Genomic DNA, 17,486 nt, shown 5'->3' on the forward strand with positions numbered 1-17,486 from the left:
GATGGAGCGGAGTACCAAAAATATTTGGCACTGACATTCATCGGCACACTGTTGAGTTCTCAAAGAACACGCACACACCATCGCTCCCGAACCTTCCGATTCGTTCACTCCGGGGTGACTGTTCATCCGAGGGCCTTCCGGCTCTCGGGCACGGCTCCAAACCTTACCAGAAGGTTTCGAACCAGTGAAATCTGCAGGCGCCTTCGTCCAACCTCGTTGTCCCGTTCCTCTCGGACCGGGTCGGTGTCCGTGTCGCTCTGACCTGGAATAAGTTACGCGAACATCTCCCAGAACACCAAATCTCCAGGTCAGAGCTGGTTTATCGACTTTCGAAGCGTCGTTGTGAGGGTGTTCAGGGGACCCAGTACTTCGCCGCGAGGTGCTGGACGATCGGATCGTCCTCGCCGGCCTGCTCCAGCATCGCGAGGTCGCTGCGGAGATCCATGAGGCGAGGGTCGTCCCCTTCGGCGTCGCCGATCGGCCGGCCCCCATCCTCGGCGCGCTGCCGCAGGATCTTCTCCCGAACCCGGTCCTTCAACGACTCAGCCATGAGAGAAGCATGCTGCGCGGTGACCGGGTTGTCGAGGATTTCGACGCCGTGTCCGAGACCGCTCTCGTGCGCGTCGATGGTCGCGGTCGCTTCGCGTCAACGGTCCTTGTCCCGGAAGACCCGGACGGCCATAGGCAGCACCACGGCGAGAGCGCCGATGATCAGGACCAAGGAGAACAGTTCCATCAACATGTCTCCATCATCCGTGCGAATCGCACACCGCGCAGAAACGTCGAAGGCCCCTCACCGTGGTGAGGGGCCTTCGTGGAGCTGCCTGTCGGAATCGAACCGACGACCTTTTCATTACGAGTGAAATGCTCTACCGACTGAGCTAAGGCAGCGAGCCTTTCGGCGTCCGAAGTCTAGCGGACTACCCCCACCCCGACGCAAACCGGCACTTCGGCTACCGGAACGCCGAGCTCAACCGGGCTGCAAGCGCCGCGAGAGCGAAGCGGGGTTTGACGTTCTGGGCGAGCGCCTCCCGGCAGTCGAGGATGGCTTCGATGCACTCGAGCAGCGACTCCGGCCGGGTCCTCGCCGCGAGGTCGGCCGCACGATCCGACATGTCCGGATGGTTGAGCGTGACCCGCGATCCGAAGGCGTGCACCAGTGCGTCCCGGTAGAGACCGGCGAGATCGATCAGGGCTCGGTCCATGATGTCGCGCTCGGTTCGCGTCTTCCGCGATTTCTGGGTGCGTTCGAGTTCCTTGAGGACCCCGGCCGAACCGCGAAGCGCACCCGCGGCACCCTTGCCGGTACCGCCGGCACCGAGCGCGGTCTTCAGCTCTTCGGTCTCGCGCTCGTCGCGCTCCGCACTGATCTCCTTCGCCTCGGTCTCGGCGCTGCGGCCGAGGTCGTCGGCTGCGGAGTAGGTGGTGGCGGGGCGCAGGACCGCGCCGGCGACAGCGAGGGCACGTGCCCGGTTGTCGCGGGCGCCCTCGTCGGTGGCCAACCGTCGGGCCCGGCCGACGTGGCCTGCGCTGACGGATGCGGCCCACTGCGCCGTCTTCGGATCGATGCCGTCGGTGGCCTCGAGGACGCGCGCGATGGCGTCGGCGCTGGGAGTGACCAACCCGATGTGACGGCAGCGCGAGCGCAGCGTCACCGAGATGTCCTCTGGATCGACCGACGGCGCACACAGGAGGAAGACCGTTCGCTGCGGAGGTTCCTCGACCACCTTCAGCAGCGCGTTCGCGGCGCCTTCGGTGAGACGGTCGGCGTCCTCGATCACCACGACCTGCCATCGGCCCGTGCTGGGACGCCGCGACGCGACCTGCACGATGTCGCGCATCGACTTGACGCTGATCGTCAGTCCCTCGGGCACGACCCGCCGTACGTCGCCGTGGGTGCCGGCCATCGTGGTGGTGCAGGCGTGGCATCGCCCGCAGCCGGGAGTTTCCTCGTCGGTGCACTGCAGGGCGGCGGCGAAACACAGCGCCGCGACCGAGCGACCTGACCCGGGAGGACCAGTGAACAGCCACGAGTGCGTCATCGCCGACCCGGTGTCGCCCCGACGGGCAGCTACCGCGGCCGCGACGAGTTCGGTCTCGACATCGCGTTGACCGACGAGACGATCGAAGACCCCGGGCATGCGCTCAGCCTAACGACCGGGTCCGACGGGTCCGGATCACGTGTCCGAAACGTTCAAGACGGCCGCACGTGCTCGGTCCTACCGTCGGGCCATGACCATTCATTTCTCCGCAGTGGGGCTCGTCGTCGCCGATCTCGATCGGTCCTTCGCGTGCTATCGAGTGCTCGGCCTCGACCTGCCCACCGAAGCACCCGAGGTACCGCACTTCGAGGTCACTCTCCTCGGTGGTCTGCGCCTGATGTGGGACACCGTCGAGTCCGTCCGCAGCTTCGATCCGGAGTTCGAGCCGTCGTCCGGAGGCGGGGCGGCGCTCGCCTTCGACTGTGGCTCCCCCGACGCGGTCGACGAGACACTTGCGGCGTTGATCGAGGCCGGGTGCACGTCGACGATGGCACCTTGGGACGCATTCTGGGGACAGCGCTACGCGAGCGCGCTGGATCCGGACGGCCACAGTCTCGACCTGTTCGCCGCGCTCCCGGGATGACTCCGGACGAGTTCACCGAGGGTGACACCCGACAGCGCACGAACCTCCCGGGCCAGATGCGCCTGGTCGCTGTACCCGCAGTCGGCTGCGACACGGGCGAAGTCGTCGCCGGCCCGGGCACGCGCGACCGCCCGACGGAAACGCAGCACCCGCGACAACGTCTTCGGTCCGTATCCGTAGGCCCGAGCCGAGCGACGACGCAGCGTCCTGTCGCTCCAGCCGAGGGTCGCGGCGACCTCCGTGACGGCCGCACCGGCGGCCAGCGCCCGCGCGAGGTCGGCCATCGGATCGTGTTCGTCGACCGCGCCCCGCACGGCGTCGACAAGCGCAGCGACGGGATCGTCCTCGGCTCGAACCGCGAGGAGACGCACACGACGTGACGGCCACAGATCGTCGAGCGGAACCCGTCGATCGGTCAGCTCGCTCGCGTCGACACCGAAGAACCGCGGCCCCAGGCCGGGTTCGAACCGGACGGCCGTCAGCGGTCGATCCGCCGCCAGATCGGAGAACTGGGACGTCGTGTCCGGGCCGGCGACGAGGAAGCCGTCGGCGTGCCGAATGAGGTCCATGCAGCCGTCCGGCAGCACGTGGGTTCCGCCCACGCGGGCACCGGACGGCCCGGACCGCCACAGTGTGACGCCGAGGATTCCCGACGGCAGTTCGCGGTACACACCGTGAGGCTATCCGCGTACCCCGACGGGAACCGTCAGTCCGTCGTCTTCTTCGCGGCAGCCTTCTTCGTCGTCTTCTTCGCCGCCGTCTTCTTCGCCGCCGTCTTCTTGGCGGTGGTCTTCTTGGCGGCAGTCTTCTTCGCCGCCGTCTTCTTCGCGGTCTTCTTGGCCGGACCGCGTGCCCGACGGTCGGCGAGCAGCTCGGATGCCCGCTCGTCGGTGATGGACTCGACCTCGTCGCCCTTGCGCAGGCTCGCGTTCGTCTCACCGTCGGTGACGTACGGACCGAACCGGCCGTCCTTGATCACCATCGGCTTGCCGCTGACCGGGTCGGTGCCCAGCTCACGCAGCGGCGGCGTGGCGGCGGCCTGCCGGCCGCGGCGCTTCGGCTCCGCGTAGATCTTCAGCGCCTCCTCGAGGGTGACGGTGAAGATCTGCTCCTCGTTGGCGAGCGACCGCGAGTCGCTGCCCTTCTTCAGGTACGGACCGTAACGGCCGTTCTGAGCGGTGATCTCGTCGCCGGACTCCGGATCGACCCCCACCACGCGCGGCAGCGACAGCAGTTTCAGGGCGTCTTCCAGGGTGACCGTGGACAGGTCCATCGTCTTGAACAGCGAACCCGTGCGCGGCTTCGGGCCGGTCTTCTTCGCGGCCTTCTTCGCGGGAGCCTTCTTCGCCGCTTTCTTGGCGACGACCTTCTTGGTGGCGGTCTTCGTGCCGCCCTCCCCCTCCGAGCCGAGTTCCTCGACGGGGATGGGCGTGACGTCCGGCTCCGGTTCGGGCTCGGGTTCCGGATCGGGGATCAGCTCGGTCACGTAGGGACCGAAGCGACCCTCCCGCGCGACGATCTCGTAGCCGGTCGACGGATCGACACCGAGGACACGTCCCTCCTGCGGCGTCGAGAAGAGCTTCTCGGCGTATTCGAGGGTGAGCTCGTCCGGCGGCAGGTCGTCGGGCAGGTTCGCGCGCTGCGAGGTCGGCTCGGCGTCGGGATTGTCGGGGTCGGTGACCATCCGTTCGAGGTACGGACCGAAGCGGCCCACACGCACGTGGATCTCGCGACCCTCGGAGTCGTCGAACAGGCGGATGGAGTTGATTTCGCGGGCGTCGATGTCCTCGAGGTTCTCCCCCACCAGCTTCTTCAGGCCGCCCTTGCGCGCGACCGACTCCTCGTGACCGTCGTCGCTGCCGAAGTAGAACCGCGTCAGCCAGTCGGTGCGCTGCCGGTGACCGGAGGCGATCTCGTCGAGATCGTCCTCCATCCCGGCCGTGAAGTCGTAGTCGACGAGCTGTGCGAAGTGCGCCTCGAGCAGGCCGATGACGGCGAACGCCACCCACGACGGGACGAGCGCGCTGCCACGCTTGTAGACGTAGCCGCGGTCGAGGATGGTCTTGATGATCGACGCGTAGGTCGAGGGCCGGCCGATCCCGAGCTCTTCGAGCGTCTTGATCAGGCTCGCCTCGGTGTACCGGGCGGGCGGATTGGTGGAGTGACCGTCCGGATCGAGCTTCGTCGCGGTGACCGACGCGCCCTCGGACAAGTTCGGCAGACGCGACTCCGCGTCGTCCGACTGACCGCCGGCCTCCTCGTCGACACTCTCGACGTACGCCTTGAGGAAGCCCGGGAACGTGATGGTGCGGCCCGACGACGAGAAGGTGCACTCCTCGCCGGTGCCCGCGGTGCCGGTGATGCGCAGCGTCAGCGTTGTGCCCCGCGCGTCGGCCATCTGCGAGGCGACGGTGCGCTGCCAGATGAGCTCGTAGAGCTTGAACTCGTCGCCGTCGAGGCGCGCGTGCAGCTCGCCGGGGGTGGCGAAGACGTCGCCGGCGGGACGGATCGCCTCGTGTGCTTCCTGCGCGTTCTTGACCTTGCGGGTGTACTGGCGCGGCGTCGGATGGACGAACTCGGCACCGTACAGCTGGGTGGCCTGTGCGCGGGCCGCCGCGATCGCCGACTCGGACAGCGTCGTCGAGTCGGTACGCATGTAGGTGATGTAGCCGTTCTCGTACAGACGCTGCGCGGTGCGCATGGTGCGCTCGGACGAGAACCGCAGCTTGCGGCCCGCCTCCTGCTGCAGCGTCGACGTCATGAACGGCGCGTAGGGCTTGCGGGTGTACGGCTTGCTCTCGGCCGACGACACCGTCAACGCGACACCGGCGAGTGCCTCCGCGAGGCGGCGGGCGCGGTCCTCGTCGAGGACGACGACACCGTTCGACTTCAGGTTCCCGTCGGGCCCGAAGTCGCGACCCGAGGCGACACGGGAACCGTCGACGTTGACCAGGCGGGCACCGAACGACCGGGGGCTCGCGTCGGCGCCGGCGTCCATCGTGGCCGCGATGTCCCAGTACTCGGCGGACTTGAACGCCATGCGCTCGCGTTCGCGCTGCACGATCACGCGGGTCGCCACCGACTGCACACGACCCGCCGACAGACGGGGCATGACCTTCTTCCACAGCACGGGACTGACCTCGTAGCCGTAGAGACGGTCGAGGATGCGGCGGGTCTCCTGCGCGTCGACCAGGTCGTTGTCGAGGTCGCGGGTGTTCTCGGCGGCCGCGCGGATAGCGGGCTCGGTGATCTCGTGGAAGACCATGCGCCGGACCGGCACCTTGGGCTTCAGGGTCTCGAGCAGGTGCCAGGCGATGGCCTCGCCCTCGCGGTCGGGGTCGGTGGCGAGGTAGAGCTCGTCGGCGTCCTTGAGCAGGCTCTTCAGCTCCGAGACCTTGGTCTTCTTGTCGGCGCTGACGACGTAGAGGGGTTCGAAGTCGTGATCGACGTCGACACCGAGGCGCGCCCACGACTCGCCCTTGTACTTGGTGGGGACGTCCGCGGCACCGCGCGGCAGGTCGCGGATGTGACCGACCGATGCCTCGACGACGTAGTCGCGGCCGAGGTAGGGGGCGATCTTCCTCGCCTTGGTCGGGGACTCGACGATCACGAGCCGACGCGTGCCCGACGAACCGCCCGCAGTGCTCTTCTCCCGTGCTGCCACCGTGCCGCCCGCACCTTCCCTCATTGCCGACATGTCGCCTTGTTCGAAGACATGTATACCGACCCGTTCCCCAGACGCGGCCACACACAGGGTCGCACATCCTCGGGGAACGGCTCTTCACAAGTGATGATCACCCGGTTCCACGTGCGGCCAGATCCGTCGTGCCGCGTCGGCGTCCGGAGGTGCACCGATGTTCTCGACGAGCCTCGTCAGACGCCTCCGGCCGGAGATCCTCAACCCCGGTCCACCGGTGCCGTGCGTACCGATCAGGGTCGGTGCGATGCCGGCGCGCATGAGCGCCTGCGCCAGAACTGCATGGGTGTCGGGAGCCGTCGCATCCAGACCGAGAACATACTGTGCTCCCTCGACCTCCATGCGACCGGACGCGAGGAACCACGCCCGCTGGGCCCGCGAGGACGGGACCCAGCCGGTCGGGACCGTCTTGCCGTCGTCTCTGCTCCACTGGGTCGCGAGCGGGACGAGAGCGGGGTCGACGGATGTGCTGACGGTGAACAGCTCGCCGTCGACGGCGATGTCCGCCTCGACTCCCGTGTCGGTCACGAGCTGCCCGATCGCACGGGCGCGCCATTCGGCGTCGACCTCCACGGTCAGCACGGCGCCGTCGTCGGTGAGACGCGCACGTCCGTGTGCCGCGAGCAGGCCGCTCAGGTCGGCCAGGGCCGGCGGCATCGTGTCGGCCCCGAAGAAGGACAGTTGACTCACGGGTCCTCCTCTCCCGGCTCCGTGAGCGCGACGAGGCGGTGAGGTCCCACGACCGGTTCGCGCACACGTCCCGGAAATGCATCGTCCCCCATCACCTGAGGCGACGGGGGACGATCGGGCGAGGTGGTTGACCTTGCCCGGTTGCTCGCTCGAGCGGGTGGATCAGAGTGCGCGCACGCCGGTGGCCTGCGGGCCCTTGGTGCCCTGACCGACCTCGAACTCGACTCGCTGGTTCTCCTCGAGGGTGCGGAAGCCGGAACCCTGGATCTCGGAGTAGTGAACGAACACGTCGGCGGAGCCGTCCTCAGGAGCGATGAAGCCGAAGCCCTTCTCCGCGTTGAACCACTTCACAGTGCCCTGTGCCATGCTTTTCCTTCTCTTTCTAACACCGGATTCGACGAACCGCCGGGTACGCGATCCGCCAGGTCCCGGTTCCGACCGCTGTACTTCTCGAGTCCCCCGTTGGAAGAGCTAAAGCACCGCGCTCGCAACCATCGATCCTGCGAGCGTGCACTTTTCCAAGTCTACGAACACAGAAGCTGCGACCGGGTGTCAGTCAACCACGTTCTGGGCACGCGCAACAGTAGGAATGGGCACAAACGTGCCAATTCCCTGATCTTGTTCATGTCTCGGTAGCATTACCCACGGGTAGCTGTTGCTCCCATGTTACGGGAGGCCACTGTGGCCCCACTCGTCCCGGACCCGGGTCTCCCGCATCCGACACAGCCTCGCCGTATCCGACACGTTCCTATCCGACAGACGTTTTCGACAGACACCTCGTCCGACCCAGCGGAGTACTGCGTGACCGGCTCGCCCTTCCTCCACAACGGCGACGCCACCGCCCCCACCTACGGTCGCGAGCTGCTCGACCGGCTGCTCGCCGGCACCCCGACGGGCGAGTCACCGCTGACCCACGTCGCAGAGATCCCGGCCCGGCCCGCCCACCACAGCGACTGGCCGCAGTGGGCGCACGAGGACGTCGTCCGGGCCTTCCGCGACCAGGGCGTCGAGCGTCCCTGGCACCACCAGGCGAGCGCCGCCGACATCGCGGCCGGCGGGGAGAACGTGGTGGTGTCCACCGGCACCGCGTCGGGCAAGTCGGTCGCCTACCAGCTGCCCGTCCTGAGCGCGCTCGCCGACGACCCGCAGGCCACCGCTCTCTACCTGTCGCCCACCAAGGCCCTCGGCGCCGACCAGCTGCGCGCGGTCACCGAACTGACCTCCGACATCGACGGCCTGTCGACCGTGTGCGCGTGTGCCTACGACGGCGACACCTCCACCGAGATCCGGCAGTGGACGCGCCGGCACTCGCACTGGATCTTCACCAATCCCGACATGCTGCACCTGTCGCTGTTGCCCGCCCACGCACGATGGGCCCGACTGTGGCGCCGCCTGCGGTACGTCGTCGTCGACGAATGCCACTCCTACCGGGGTGTGTTCGGCTCGCACGTCGCCCTGATCCTGCGTCGGCTCCGGCGCGTGGCCCGCCGGTACGGCGCCGATCCCGTCTTCGTCCTCGCCTCCGCGACGACCGCGGAACCGGGGGCAGCGGCGTCCCGGCTCATCGGAGCACCCTGCCGCGAGATCACCGAGGACGGCTCGCCGCACGGACCCCGCACGGTCGCGATGTGGGAGCCGCCCCTGCTGCGCGAACTCACGGGCGAACACGGCGCCCCGGTGCGGCGGGCCGCCGGGACCGAGGCCGCGCGCCTTCTCGCCGACCTCGTCGTCGAGGGTGCCCGCACCCTGGCGTTCGTCCGGTCGCGTCACGGCGCCGAGCTCACGGCCATGGGTGCACGTCGGCTTCTCGCCGAGGCGGCACCGGATCTCGTCGACCGGGTGGCGGCCTACCGGGCGGGCTACCTCGCCGAGGACCGGCGCGACCTCGAGGCCGCGCTCTCCGACGGCCGTCTGCTCGGCGTCGCCAGCACCAACGCCCTCGAACTCGGCGTGGACATCGCCGGTCTGGACGCGGTGATCGTCGCCGGATTCCCGGGCACGGTCGCGTCCTTCCGTCAGCAGGGCGGTCGCGCCGGTCGCCGCGGGCAGGGTTCGCTCGTCGTGCTGGTCGCGCGGGACGATCCGCTCGACACCTATCTCGTGCACCATCCGCAGGCACTGCTCGACCGACCGGTCGAGGCGACGGTCACCGATCCGAACAATCCGTACGTGCTCGGGCCCCAACTTCTCTGCGCCGCATCGGAACTGCCGATCAGCGATGCCGAGGTCGAGGAGTTCGGCGCGCTCGACGTCCTCACGGACCTCGCGGAGCAGGGACTGATCCGCCGCCGCCCGCACGGCTGGTTCGTCACCCCGGGAACGCAACCGCACGGTGATGTCGAGATCCGCGGCGGGATCGGCCGCCAGGTCTCGATCGTCGAGGGCGACACCGGTCGCATGCTCGGCACCGTCGACGCCGCCCGCGCCCCCGCGACCGTCCATCCCGGAGCTGTGCACCTGCACCAGGGTGAGACCGTCGTCGTCGACGAGTTGTATCTCGAGGACGGCATCGCCCTCGTGCACGCCGAGGACCCGGAATGGTCGACGAGCGCACGCGAGATCACCGACATCTGTTGCATCTCCGTCGACGAACACCGCGAGTTCGGACCCGTCACCGTCGCGTCCGTGGGGGTCGAGGTGACGCACCGGGTGGTCGGCTATCTGCGCCGCCTGCCGTCCGGAGAGGTGCTCGACCAGATTCCCCTCGACATGCCCGAGCACACGCTCGACACCCGCGCGGTGATGTACACGATCGACCCCGACCTGCTCGACCGGATCGGGGTGACCCCCGATCGCGTGCCCGGGGCACTCCACGCCGCCGAGCACGCCGCTATCGGCCTGCTCCCCCTGCTCGCGACGTGCGATCGGGGCGACATCGGCGGCGTCTCCACCGATCTGCACCCCGACACCGGGCTGCCCACCGTCTTCGTCTACGACGGACAGCCCGGCGGCGCCGGATTCGCCGAACGCGGATACCACCGGATCACCAAGTGGCTCAGCGCGACCCGCGATGCGGTCGCGGCCTGCGAATGTGCCGCCGGATGCCCGTCGTGCGTGTACTCCCCCAAGTGCGGGAACGGCAACGATCCGCTCGACAAGGCCGGGGCGGTCGCCGTCCTCGATGCCGTCCTCGCTGCGATCGAGGGGTGACGGCGATTCAGGCCACCGGCACGCCTACTCGGCCGGATCCGGGACGGGAACGGCTGCCAGCAGCCGCTTCGTGTACGGGTCGGGCGGCAACCGCTGGATGCGAGCACAGGCAAGCAACGAGCGCGAATGCGCTGGATACGGCCGCGAGCGACCGCCGACGGGCCTCATCGGGCAGGACCGGCTCGCGCGACGGCCGTCGCCTCCTTGCCGCCGAAGAGAGCCGACACCTCAGCGGTGACCTCGACGAGCGCATCCCACTCTTCGATCTCGCAGCGCCGCAATCGTACTCGCATCCGTGTGGTGATCGCCTCGCTCGCCTCGCAAGCCTCCACGACCCCGCGGTCCAGTGCCGAGGCGACCGCCACCGCCACCAGGTCGGCCGCCGCCTGCGCACGATGACGTGCGACGACGACCGACCCGACGTGCAGCAACGTGGCCGTGATCGCGATGAGTCCGGCCATCACGGCGCAGCCGATCACACTCGCGCTCCCGTCGTCGCCGAGGAGGGACGGGCCCGACCTCATCGCGTTCCTTCCGGCTCGCGCACCGCCACCGCCTCGGCCGTGAGGGTCAGCAACGGGAGCAGCGGACTCTCCGCAGTCACGACCGCCACGATCAGATCTCCTTCCTCGCGTACCGCCACGCGTGCGTCCGGAGGCGCGACTCGCGTGGCCACATCGACCGCCCTCGCTTGATCTCCCCGCGCGGCGAGGCGGGCGGCTTCACGGGCGGCGTCATGGCACCGCACCTGGTACGCGATGCCCAGCACCGCGCCGAGGCACAGCACGAGCACCGTGATCAGGCTTGCGACGGCGAGAGCCGCTTCGACGGTGACCCCGCCTTCGTCCTCACGAACGAAAGCGCGTAACCAGCGTCGTCCGAGCATCTTTCGCATGTGTCGGTATCACACCGCCGTGTTCAGGGCACGCTCGACGATGCCCGTCAGCGCGGACACGATCGAATCGCCGGTCACCACGGTGTACAGCACCGCCCCGAAAGCCGCCGCCGCAATGGTCCCGATCGCATATTCCGCCGTCGACATGCCGTCGTCCTGCACGACGAGCCCGCCGAGGCGACCACGCAGACCGTGTGCGAACGCTTCGGTCACTGTTCGTTTCCCCATCTTCCGTCCCTCCCATCCGAGCGGCGCGGACCGTCCGCGCCGACGTTCACATCAGCCCCGCACCCAGGACGTCCCGCGCCAGGCCGACGACGACCGGCACGATGCCCAGGCACACGAAGGCAGGCAGAAAGCACAGACCGAGCGGCCCGCTCACGAGTACTCCGGCCCGATCGATCTCGGCGGCGACCCGGTCCTCCGTCTCGGCGCGATGCCGGACCGCGAGTTCGGCGACGGTGTCCGACAGGGGCGCACCGGATTTCGCGGATCGTCTTGCCGCGCGGGCGAAATCGTCCAGCGCGTCGACCGCTCCCGAACCTCCCCACGCATCGGCCGGATCGGCTCCGAGCGCCAATCGGTCGGCACCTCTCCGCAACGCCGCCGCGAGGTCGGGCGGAGCGGATTCCGCGACGACCCGCGCCGCAGAACCGGCGGGCATCCCTGCGCGCAGGCACGCCGCGAAGAGATCGAAGGCAGCGGGAAACGCGTGCGGGTCGGTCTCGGGTTTAGTTGTATCCGACGCGGCAGCAAGGGTTCTCGTGGAGAACAAGCGGGTGGTTCCACGAGGGGTCGGTGCGACGACGAGAGAGGCCGCTCCCAGCAACACCGCCCACGTCGCGCTCATGCCCTCACCCGTGCCGCGATCCGGTCCGTCCACAGCAGACCCACACAGACCAGCGCAGTGCCGACCACGAGCATGACGCCGCCGAGCCCACCGGCGAGGAGGATGCCGAGCGGAGCAGCGCCCATGAGTTGCCCGAGACCCACCCCGAGCACCGGCAGTCCCGCCAGAACCGTCGCCGTGGCCCGAGCACCGGCAAGTCCGGCCTCCGTACGGGCACGGATCCGCATACGCGCGGCCAGATCGATACGCGCGGCCCCGAGCAGTTCGGCGAGGGCGAGACCGTGGCGGTCGGAGACGGCCCACGCATCGGCGACACGACCCAGACTGTCGGCGACACCATTCGAGGATGCTGTGGCCGAACGTAGTCCGTGTGCCGCCGACCCGCCGAGTCGCGCCCGGGCCGCAGCGACCCGGAAGGCATCGGCGACGGACCCGGCCGTCTCCCGGGCCGCCGTCTCGCACGCGTCGGCGGGATGCGTCCCCACCCGCAGATCGGCGATCACGGTGTCGAGTCCCGACAGCAACATCCGTCGTTGCCGATCGAGCTCAGCAGCGCGGCGCCGGGCTCGGCGACGCCACACCGCGGTCGTCGCGACGGTCGCGCCGGCCACAGCCGGTGTGATTCCCGCCCACACCACAACCGTCGCGAGCACGACGACCATCACCCCGACGACTAGGGCGCGCGGTATCGGGCGCGGCGCCGCGTCGGGCACCCCGCGTCGCAGTCGACGGCGGGCCGAGGACGACGGCAGGACGAACAGCGCCGCCGCGAGGCACAGGATCGTCGCGTTCACGGCGCATCCCGTCGACGCAGGATCCGCTCGAGGGCGTCCATGCCGTGCTCGTCGCCCCTGTCGTGGGTCCATGCCGGTGTGACGATCACGCCTGCGACGGGGTCCCGCTCGACCACGCCGATCCCCACGAGACGTCGCGCTCCGTCGCTGCCGCGGTGGACGTGCAGGATCACCTGCACCGCGGCGACGAGCTGGCTGTGCAGCGCCGCTCGATCGAGGCCGCCGAGTGCGGCGAGAGCCTCGAGTCGCGCGGGCACCTCGTCGGGCGAATTGGCGTGCACGGTCCCTGCGCCGCCGTCGTGACCCGTGTTCAGCGCGGTCAGAAGATCGACGACCTCGGCGCCTCTCACCTCGCCGATGACGATGCGGTCCGGTCGCATCCGCAGCGCCTGCCGCACGAGATCGCGGACGGTGACCTCGCCGACGCCCTCCACGTTGGGTGCCCGTGCCACGAGGCGCACCACGTGCGGGTGGGCCGGGACCAGTTCGGCGGCGTCCTCGACACAGACGATGCGTTCGGCCGGATCCACCGCGCCGAGCAGCGCCGCGAGCATCGTCGTCTTGCCCGCACCCGTGCCGCCGACGACGAGGAAGGCCAGGCGCGCGCGGACGATGCGCAGCAGCAACCGATAGGCGACCTCGGAGACCGCACCGCGATCCCGCAGTGCTTCGAGTCCCTGGGTCGTGGGCCGCAGGACCCGCAGTGACAGGCACGTCCCGGCCTGCGCGACCGGGGAGAGCACCGCGTGCAGCCGGACACCGAACTCACCGTGCCCGGGCAACCTGCCGTCGACCCACATCTGGGCGTCGTCGAGCCGACGCCCGGCGAACAGCGCCAATCGCTGCGCGAGTCGTCTGACCGCGGCCTCGTCGGGGAAGGTGACCTCGGTCAGGTGCAGCCCGTTGCCACGATCCACCCAGACGCGATCGGGCGCGGTGACGAGCACGTCGGTCACGGCCGGGTCTGCCAGCAGATCCTCGAGCGGGCCCGCACCGGTCAGTTCGGTCTGCAGATGCCGCAGTGCCGCAAGCAGATCGGAGTCTCCGAGTACTCCACCGGATTCCGCGCGCAGGGCTGCGGCGACGCGGGTCGGAGTGAGCTCCCCGGTCTCGTCGGCCAGCCGGTCGCGGACCCGCGAAAGGAGGTCGTCCCCGAGGGTCCCGGTCATGCCGCACGTCCCGGGCCGGCGCGGTCGGCCCCGACGGCCGCCAGCACGTCGTGCGCCGCACCGAGCAACGGCGAGCGTGACCGCAGCCGCAGGCCCCCGCGTTCGAGCATCTCGCTCAAGCCCGGCTCGGGACGCATCGAGGTGAGCACGTCCAGGCCCACCGCGTCGGACACGTCGACGGCTCGCAAGCCACCGGGTGCGGGCCCGCGGACGACGACTCCGGCCGGTTCACCCCGCGCCGCGAGCGTGCGGGCGACCCGGGTAGCGGAGAGCACCGCACCGATCCGGGCCGGCACGACGACGACGGTGAGGTCGGCCAGTGCGATCACCGCGTCGGCGACCGGGTCGAAGCTGCGCCCCACATCGCAGACGACGGTTGCTCCCGCTCCGCGCACCCCGTCGACGACCGACTCTGCGGCGACCGCGGTGAGCCGATCGGTGTTCTCGCGGTCGGTGGACAGGACGCCCACCCCGGATGCCCATACGGGTACGGCGTCGCGCAGGGCACGCGCCGAGACCCGTCCACCGTCGACGGTGAGACCGGACCACCGCACTCCCGGACACTCCTCGAGACCGGTCAGGACGTCGAGTCCCGCGCCGAACGGATCGGCGTCGACGAGCAGGGTGTCGCGTCGTTCGTCGTTCCCCGCGGCCCAGGCGAGTGCGGCGGCGAAGGTCGACGCGCCCGCTCCCCCGCATCCTCCGACGACCGCGAGGACGGTGCCGGCACCCGTCGAGGGCTCGTCAGCGGCCGCGACGATCGAGAGCAGTTCCACCTCCTCGGACGGGAGGGCGAGGACGTGTTCGGCGCCGACGGTCGCGGCGGCCTGCCAGTCCGCAAGGCCGGCCGTCCCGCTGCACACGAGGATCACGCCGGGGCGGCGGGGATATCCGGCCGCGCATGCCGCTGCGGCGGACGCATCGAGGACGACGATCGCCGCGTCGGTCCACGCCCTGCGGGGCACCGGCACGGACATCTCGTGCAGTGTGCGGTCGGCCGCCGCGACCACACGATGGAGGTCGGCGACCAGCGCGGGATCGTCGACCAGTCCGAGGATGTCGTTCATGCCCGACAGGCTGCCCCGCTACGGGGTCGTGAGTGTCGCGGAAACGGCCTCGGAAGCCCCGCCTGTGGATGGATCAGGGGCCTGTGGACAACCCGGCCGTGCGCACCCTCGTCGCACCTGTGCGCAGGTCGGCGGGTGTAGAAGACAGTACGGAGACGTGTGGAAAAGGCCTCGGACAAAGCGACAGCCCTCGCCAGGGGGGAGGAGGCGAGGGCCGTCTGCGTTCAGCCCCGGGGGGTCGGGCTGAACACAACCCGAGTATCGACCCGGGCATTCGCGATAGTACACCGCTAGGCGTGACTGCTTGCAACTTCAAACACCGGCGCGGCGCGCCCCTATTGTGGTGATCGTGACCGATACGTCCGTGAATCCGTCCCGACCGGCCCCGTCGACGGGGGGCTCACCGGACTCGGCTCGCATCGCAGCGTTCTTCGATCTCGACAAGACCGTCATCGCCAAGTCGAGCGTGCTGGCGTTCACCCGGCCGTTCTTCGAGGAGGGTCTCCTCAGCCGCCGGGCCGTGCTGCAGAGCACCTACGCCCAGCTCCTCTACCTGTTGTCGGCGGCCGATCAGGCCCGGGTGGACCGGATGCGAGAACACATCGCGCACATGTGCAAAGGATGGGATGTCGAGCAGGTCGGATCGATCGTCGAGAAGACCCTGCAGGACGTCGTGACACCGCTCGTCTACGCGGAGGCGAAGGATCTGATCGCCGATCACCGGGCCCGCGGTCACGACGTGATCATCGTGTCCGCATCCGGCCAGGAAGTGGTGACTCCGATCGCCCGGACACTCGGTGCCTCCCACAGCACGGGGAGCCGGATGCGGATCGTCGACGGCCGCTACGCCGGCGAGCTCGAGTTCTACTGCTTCGGGGAGGCGAAGGCGGTCGCGATCCGCGAGCTCGCCGAGGAGTACGGTTACGATCTCTCCCGCAGCTACGCGTACTCCGATTCGGCCACCGACCTGCCGATGTTGCTGGAGGTCGGCAATCCGCGCGCGGTCAACCCCGACCGCCCGCTGCGCCGGGAAGCAAACGAAAACGGTTGGCCTGTTCTCACTTTCGCCCGGCCCGTACCGCTCGGACGTCGTGCCCGTCCGTCGCCGCGCGCCCTGGCGACGCTCGCCGCGACCCTCGGAGCGACCGCACTGATACTGGGTGCCACCCGCCGACTGGCCAAGCGCCGGATGCGTTGACACTCAGGGTCACTCGCCGCGAAATCGAGAACAAACATTGCCGTCGGGGGCTTGCCGACATCTCGCGGACGGGGTAGAAAGGAGTTACGGAAGGACGGAAGGCCAAGACCGAATCGGAAGAGAAGATTCGATCTCCCGACTGTTCTTCCCAGCACGGACACCGAGTACCCACGCGAAGCCGATGCCACTATAAGGGCACGAGTGTTGTGGGCCTGCGAGTTCCGGATTTTCGAAGACGAGTACCCCGCACCCGTTGCGAGGACGAATCGACGATACCCGGATCATCGCCGAGGCCGTTGAATCACAACCCATTTCAGCACGCATGGTAACTCGGACCGCCCGTGCTAGCGGGTGGCGGAATCGATCTCGATCGATATGCCACCCGCTTTCGCGTGCAGGGGGTTTCGCGTACAGGCCGCGATTCGGCCGGCGAAGCCCCGCCCGGCACTCAGCCGGCGAACGCCTCGGCGATCGAGCCGGCCTCACGAGCCCCGGCCTCGAGCGACCCACAGCAGAAGAGCACCCAGCCGCCGACGCCCTCCACGGTTCCCGCCCCGAATCCGGCGACCCCGTCGCGGTAGGCCTGCAACCGGCGCATCCAGTGGACCTCCGGTACGCCCAGATTGCGCGTATCGAGTCCGGACGCGACGCACACGAGCCGGGACGCGGCCCGCGCCACGATGCCGTCGGCGACCCCGAAGGGCTTCAGGACGGACAGTTCACCGTGCACGACCGCAGCGAGAACGGGCGCCGGGGCGTTCGTCCCCCCGGTGACGAGTTGCGCGAGCCCGTCGAGACGCTCGGCGACCCCCGGCTCCGTCCGCGGACGACCCAGCTCCTCGGCGTCCTCCACGAGATCCGCGGCAGCGAGAAGGTGCAGGCGGGCCAGTGCCTGAAGCGGGGCACGTCGCCACGTCGCGACCATGTTGTCGAGCGCGTCGCCGTCGAGCGACTGCGCGACCCGCAGCGCTCCGGCCAGGATCGGATCGCCACTCTCCCCCGGCTGCGGAAGTTCCATCGACCCGCCGTCGATCGACGCCGAGGCGCGGGCGGCCCGCACCGATGCCTCCGCGGCGGTGTTCGCCCAACCACGCCGATTGGTTCGATGACGATGCACCTCCGCGAGCGCGTCGCGGGCACGGTCGGCGGCGTCGCGTACGCCCGGAAGGTCGACGAGAGGCTGAAGAGGGTCGGTCACGCCGACGACGGTACCGGCGCGCACGCGGTGGGCGGACGAGAGGTTCACCGGTCGTGCCCGAATGCCGTTCGTCGCGCGAATTCGACCGATGAGCGAAAGTGACGGGGTTGCATATCGATGCAACGGTGCGGCGCCGGTCACAGATGATTACGC

At 69.3% G+C, this 17,486-nt stretch carries 17 protein-coding genes and 1 tRNA gene; 3 read left to right on the forward strand and 15 right to left on the reverse strand.

Features of this window, described 5'->3' with window-relative positions:
- Positions 1-352 precede the first annotated feature (352 nt).
- The 3 genes from A5767_RS19805 to A5767_RS19815 form a co-directional block, all read right to left on the reverse strand.
- Positions 353-550, reverse strand: a complete 198-nt coding sequence (locus A5767_RS19805) for a hypothetical protein (protein ID WP_006552400.1) — start codon at positions 548-550, stop codon at positions 353-355.
- A 265-nt stretch (positions 551-815) separates the two neighbouring features.
- Positions 816-891: transfer RNA gene (locus A5767_RS19810), tRNA-Thr, on the reverse strand.
- Between the two features lie 62 nt (positions 892-953).
- On the reverse strand, positions 954-2,141 hold the full coding sequence (locus A5767_RS19815) for a DNA polymerase III subunit delta' (RefSeq protein ID WP_064852987.1): 1,188 nt from the start codon (positions 2,139-2,141) through the stop codon (positions 954-956).
- 91 nt (positions 2,142-2,232) lie between these two features.
- Here A5767_RS19815 and A5767_RS19820 point away from each other — a divergent pair, with 91 nt between their 5' ends.
- On the forward strand, positions 2,233-2,625 hold the full coding sequence (locus tag A5767_RS19820) for a VOC family protein (RefSeq protein WP_064852992.1): 393 nt from the start codon (positions 2,233-2,235) through the stop codon (positions 2,623-2,625).
- Here A5767_RS19820 and A5767_RS19825 read toward each other — a convergent pair.
- The 4 genes from A5767_RS19825 to A5767_RS19840 all read right to left on the reverse strand — a co-directional run bounded on the left by A5767_RS19825 (position 2,562) and on the right by A5767_RS19840 (position 7,378).
- A complete protein-coding gene (locus tag A5767_RS19825; RefSeq protein ID WP_064852988.1) occupies positions 2,562-3,296 on the reverse strand; it encodes a helix-turn-helix domain-containing protein in 735 nt (244 codons plus the stop codon). The genes A5767_RS19820 and A5767_RS19825 overlap by 64 nt on opposite strands.
- Before the next feature lie 35 nt (positions 3,297-3,331).
- On the reverse strand, positions 3,332-6,313 hold the full coding sequence (topA, locus tag A5767_RS19830) for a type I DNA topoisomerase (RefSeq protein ID WP_082937753.1): 2,982 nt from the start codon (positions 6,311-6,313) through the stop codon (positions 3,332-3,334).
- 93 nt (positions 6,314-6,406) lie between these two features.
- A complete protein-coding gene (locus tag A5767_RS19835) occupies positions 6,407-7,012 on the reverse strand; it encodes a hypothetical protein (protein WP_064852989.1) in 606 nt (201 codons plus the stop codon).
- A 162-nt stretch (positions 7,013-7,174) separates the two neighbouring features.
- Positions 7,175-7,378 (reverse strand): cold-shock protein, encoded by a 204-nt coding sequence (locus A5767_RS19840; RefSeq protein WP_003935252.1) that lies wholly within the window; start codon positions 7,376-7,378, stop codon positions 7,175-7,177.
- A gap of 435 nt (positions 7,379-7,813) precedes the next feature.
- On the opposite strand from A5767_RS19840, the gene A5767_RS19845 reads away from it, so the two are divergent.
- A complete protein-coding gene (locus A5767_RS19845) occupies positions 7,814-10,162 on the forward strand; it encodes a DEAD/DEAH box helicase (RefSeq protein WP_064852990.1) in 2,349 nt (782 codons plus the stop codon).
- A gap of 164 nt (positions 10,163-10,326) precedes the next feature.
- Here A5767_RS19845 and A5767_RS19850 read toward each other — a convergent pair whose 3' ends face one another.
- From A5767_RS19850 to ssd, 7 genes are all read right to left on the reverse strand, one after another.
- Positions 10,327-10,686 carry an Rv3654c family TadE-like protein gene (locus tag A5767_RS19850; RefSeq protein WP_006552406.1) on the reverse strand — a complete coding sequence of 120 codons (360 nt, stop codon included), beginning with the start codon at positions 10,684-10,686 and terminating at the stop codon, positions 10,327-10,329.
- Positions 10,683-11,057 carry a TadE family type IV pilus minor pilin gene (locus tag A5767_RS19855; protein ID WP_019290216.1) on the reverse strand — a complete coding sequence of 125 codons (375 nt, stop codon included), beginning with the start codon at positions 11,055-11,057 and terminating at the stop codon, positions 10,683-10,685. Before A5767_RS19855 ends, A5767_RS19850 begins: the two co-directional genes overlap by 4 nt.
- Before the next feature lie 9 nt (positions 11,058-11,066).
- Positions 11,067-11,270, reverse strand: a complete 204-nt coding sequence (locus tag A5767_RS23830; RefSeq protein WP_006552409.1) for a DUF4244 domain-containing protein — start codon at positions 11,268-11,270, stop codon at positions 11,067-11,069.
- Positions 11,271-11,331: 61 nt separating this feature from the next.
- The gene (locus A5767_RS19865) at positions 11,332-11,907 is read right to left on the reverse strand and encodes a type II secretion system F family protein (RefSeq protein ID WP_037217247.1); all 576 of its coding nucleotides are present in this window, start codon (positions 11,905-11,907) and stop codon (positions 11,332-11,334) included.
- Positions 11,904-12,701: a type II secretion system F family protein gene (locus A5767_RS19870; protein ID WP_019290218.1), complete on the reverse strand. Its 798-nt coding sequence runs from the start codon at positions 12,699-12,701 to the stop codon at positions 11,904-11,906. The genes A5767_RS19865 and A5767_RS19870 overlap by 4 nt, the downstream gene beginning before the upstream one ends.
- Entirely contained in the window at positions 12,698-13,870 is a 1,173-nt protein-coding gene (locus tag A5767_RS19875; protein ID WP_019290219.1) for a TadA family conjugal transfer-associated ATPase, read from the reverse strand. Before A5767_RS19875 ends, A5767_RS19870 begins: the two co-directional genes overlap by 4 nt.
- A complete protein-coding gene (gene ssd / locus A5767_RS19880) occupies positions 13,867-14,937 on the reverse strand; it encodes a septum site-determining protein Ssd (RefSeq protein WP_019290220.1) in 1,071 nt (356 codons plus the stop codon). Before ssd ends, A5767_RS19875 begins: the two co-directional genes overlap by 4 nt.
- A 343-nt stretch (positions 14,938-15,280) precedes the next feature.
- Between ssd and A5767_RS19885 the strand changes: the two genes are divergently transcribed.
- Positions 15,281-16,135, forward strand: coding sequence for an HAD family hydrolase (locus A5767_RS19885; RefSeq protein ID WP_373922178.1), 855 nt, complete (start codon positions 15,281-15,283; stop codon positions 16,133-16,135).
- Between the two features lie 448 nt (positions 16,136-16,583).
- On the opposite strand, the gene A5767_RS19890 is transcribed toward A5767_RS19885, so the two are convergent.
- Positions 16,584-17,333 carry a hypothetical protein gene (locus tag A5767_RS19890; protein ID WP_033097956.1) on the reverse strand — a complete coding sequence of 250 codons (750 nt, stop codon included), beginning with the start codon at positions 17,331-17,333 and terminating at the stop codon, positions 16,584-16,586.
- Positions 17,334-17,486: the final 153 nt, after the last annotated feature.

The organism is Rhodococcus sp. 852002-51564_SCH6189132-a (assembly GCF_001665495.1).
Taxonomy (GTDB): domain Bacteria; phylum Actinomycetota; class Actinomycetes; order Mycobacteriales; family Mycobacteriaceae; genus Rhodococcus; species Rhodococcus pyridinivorans.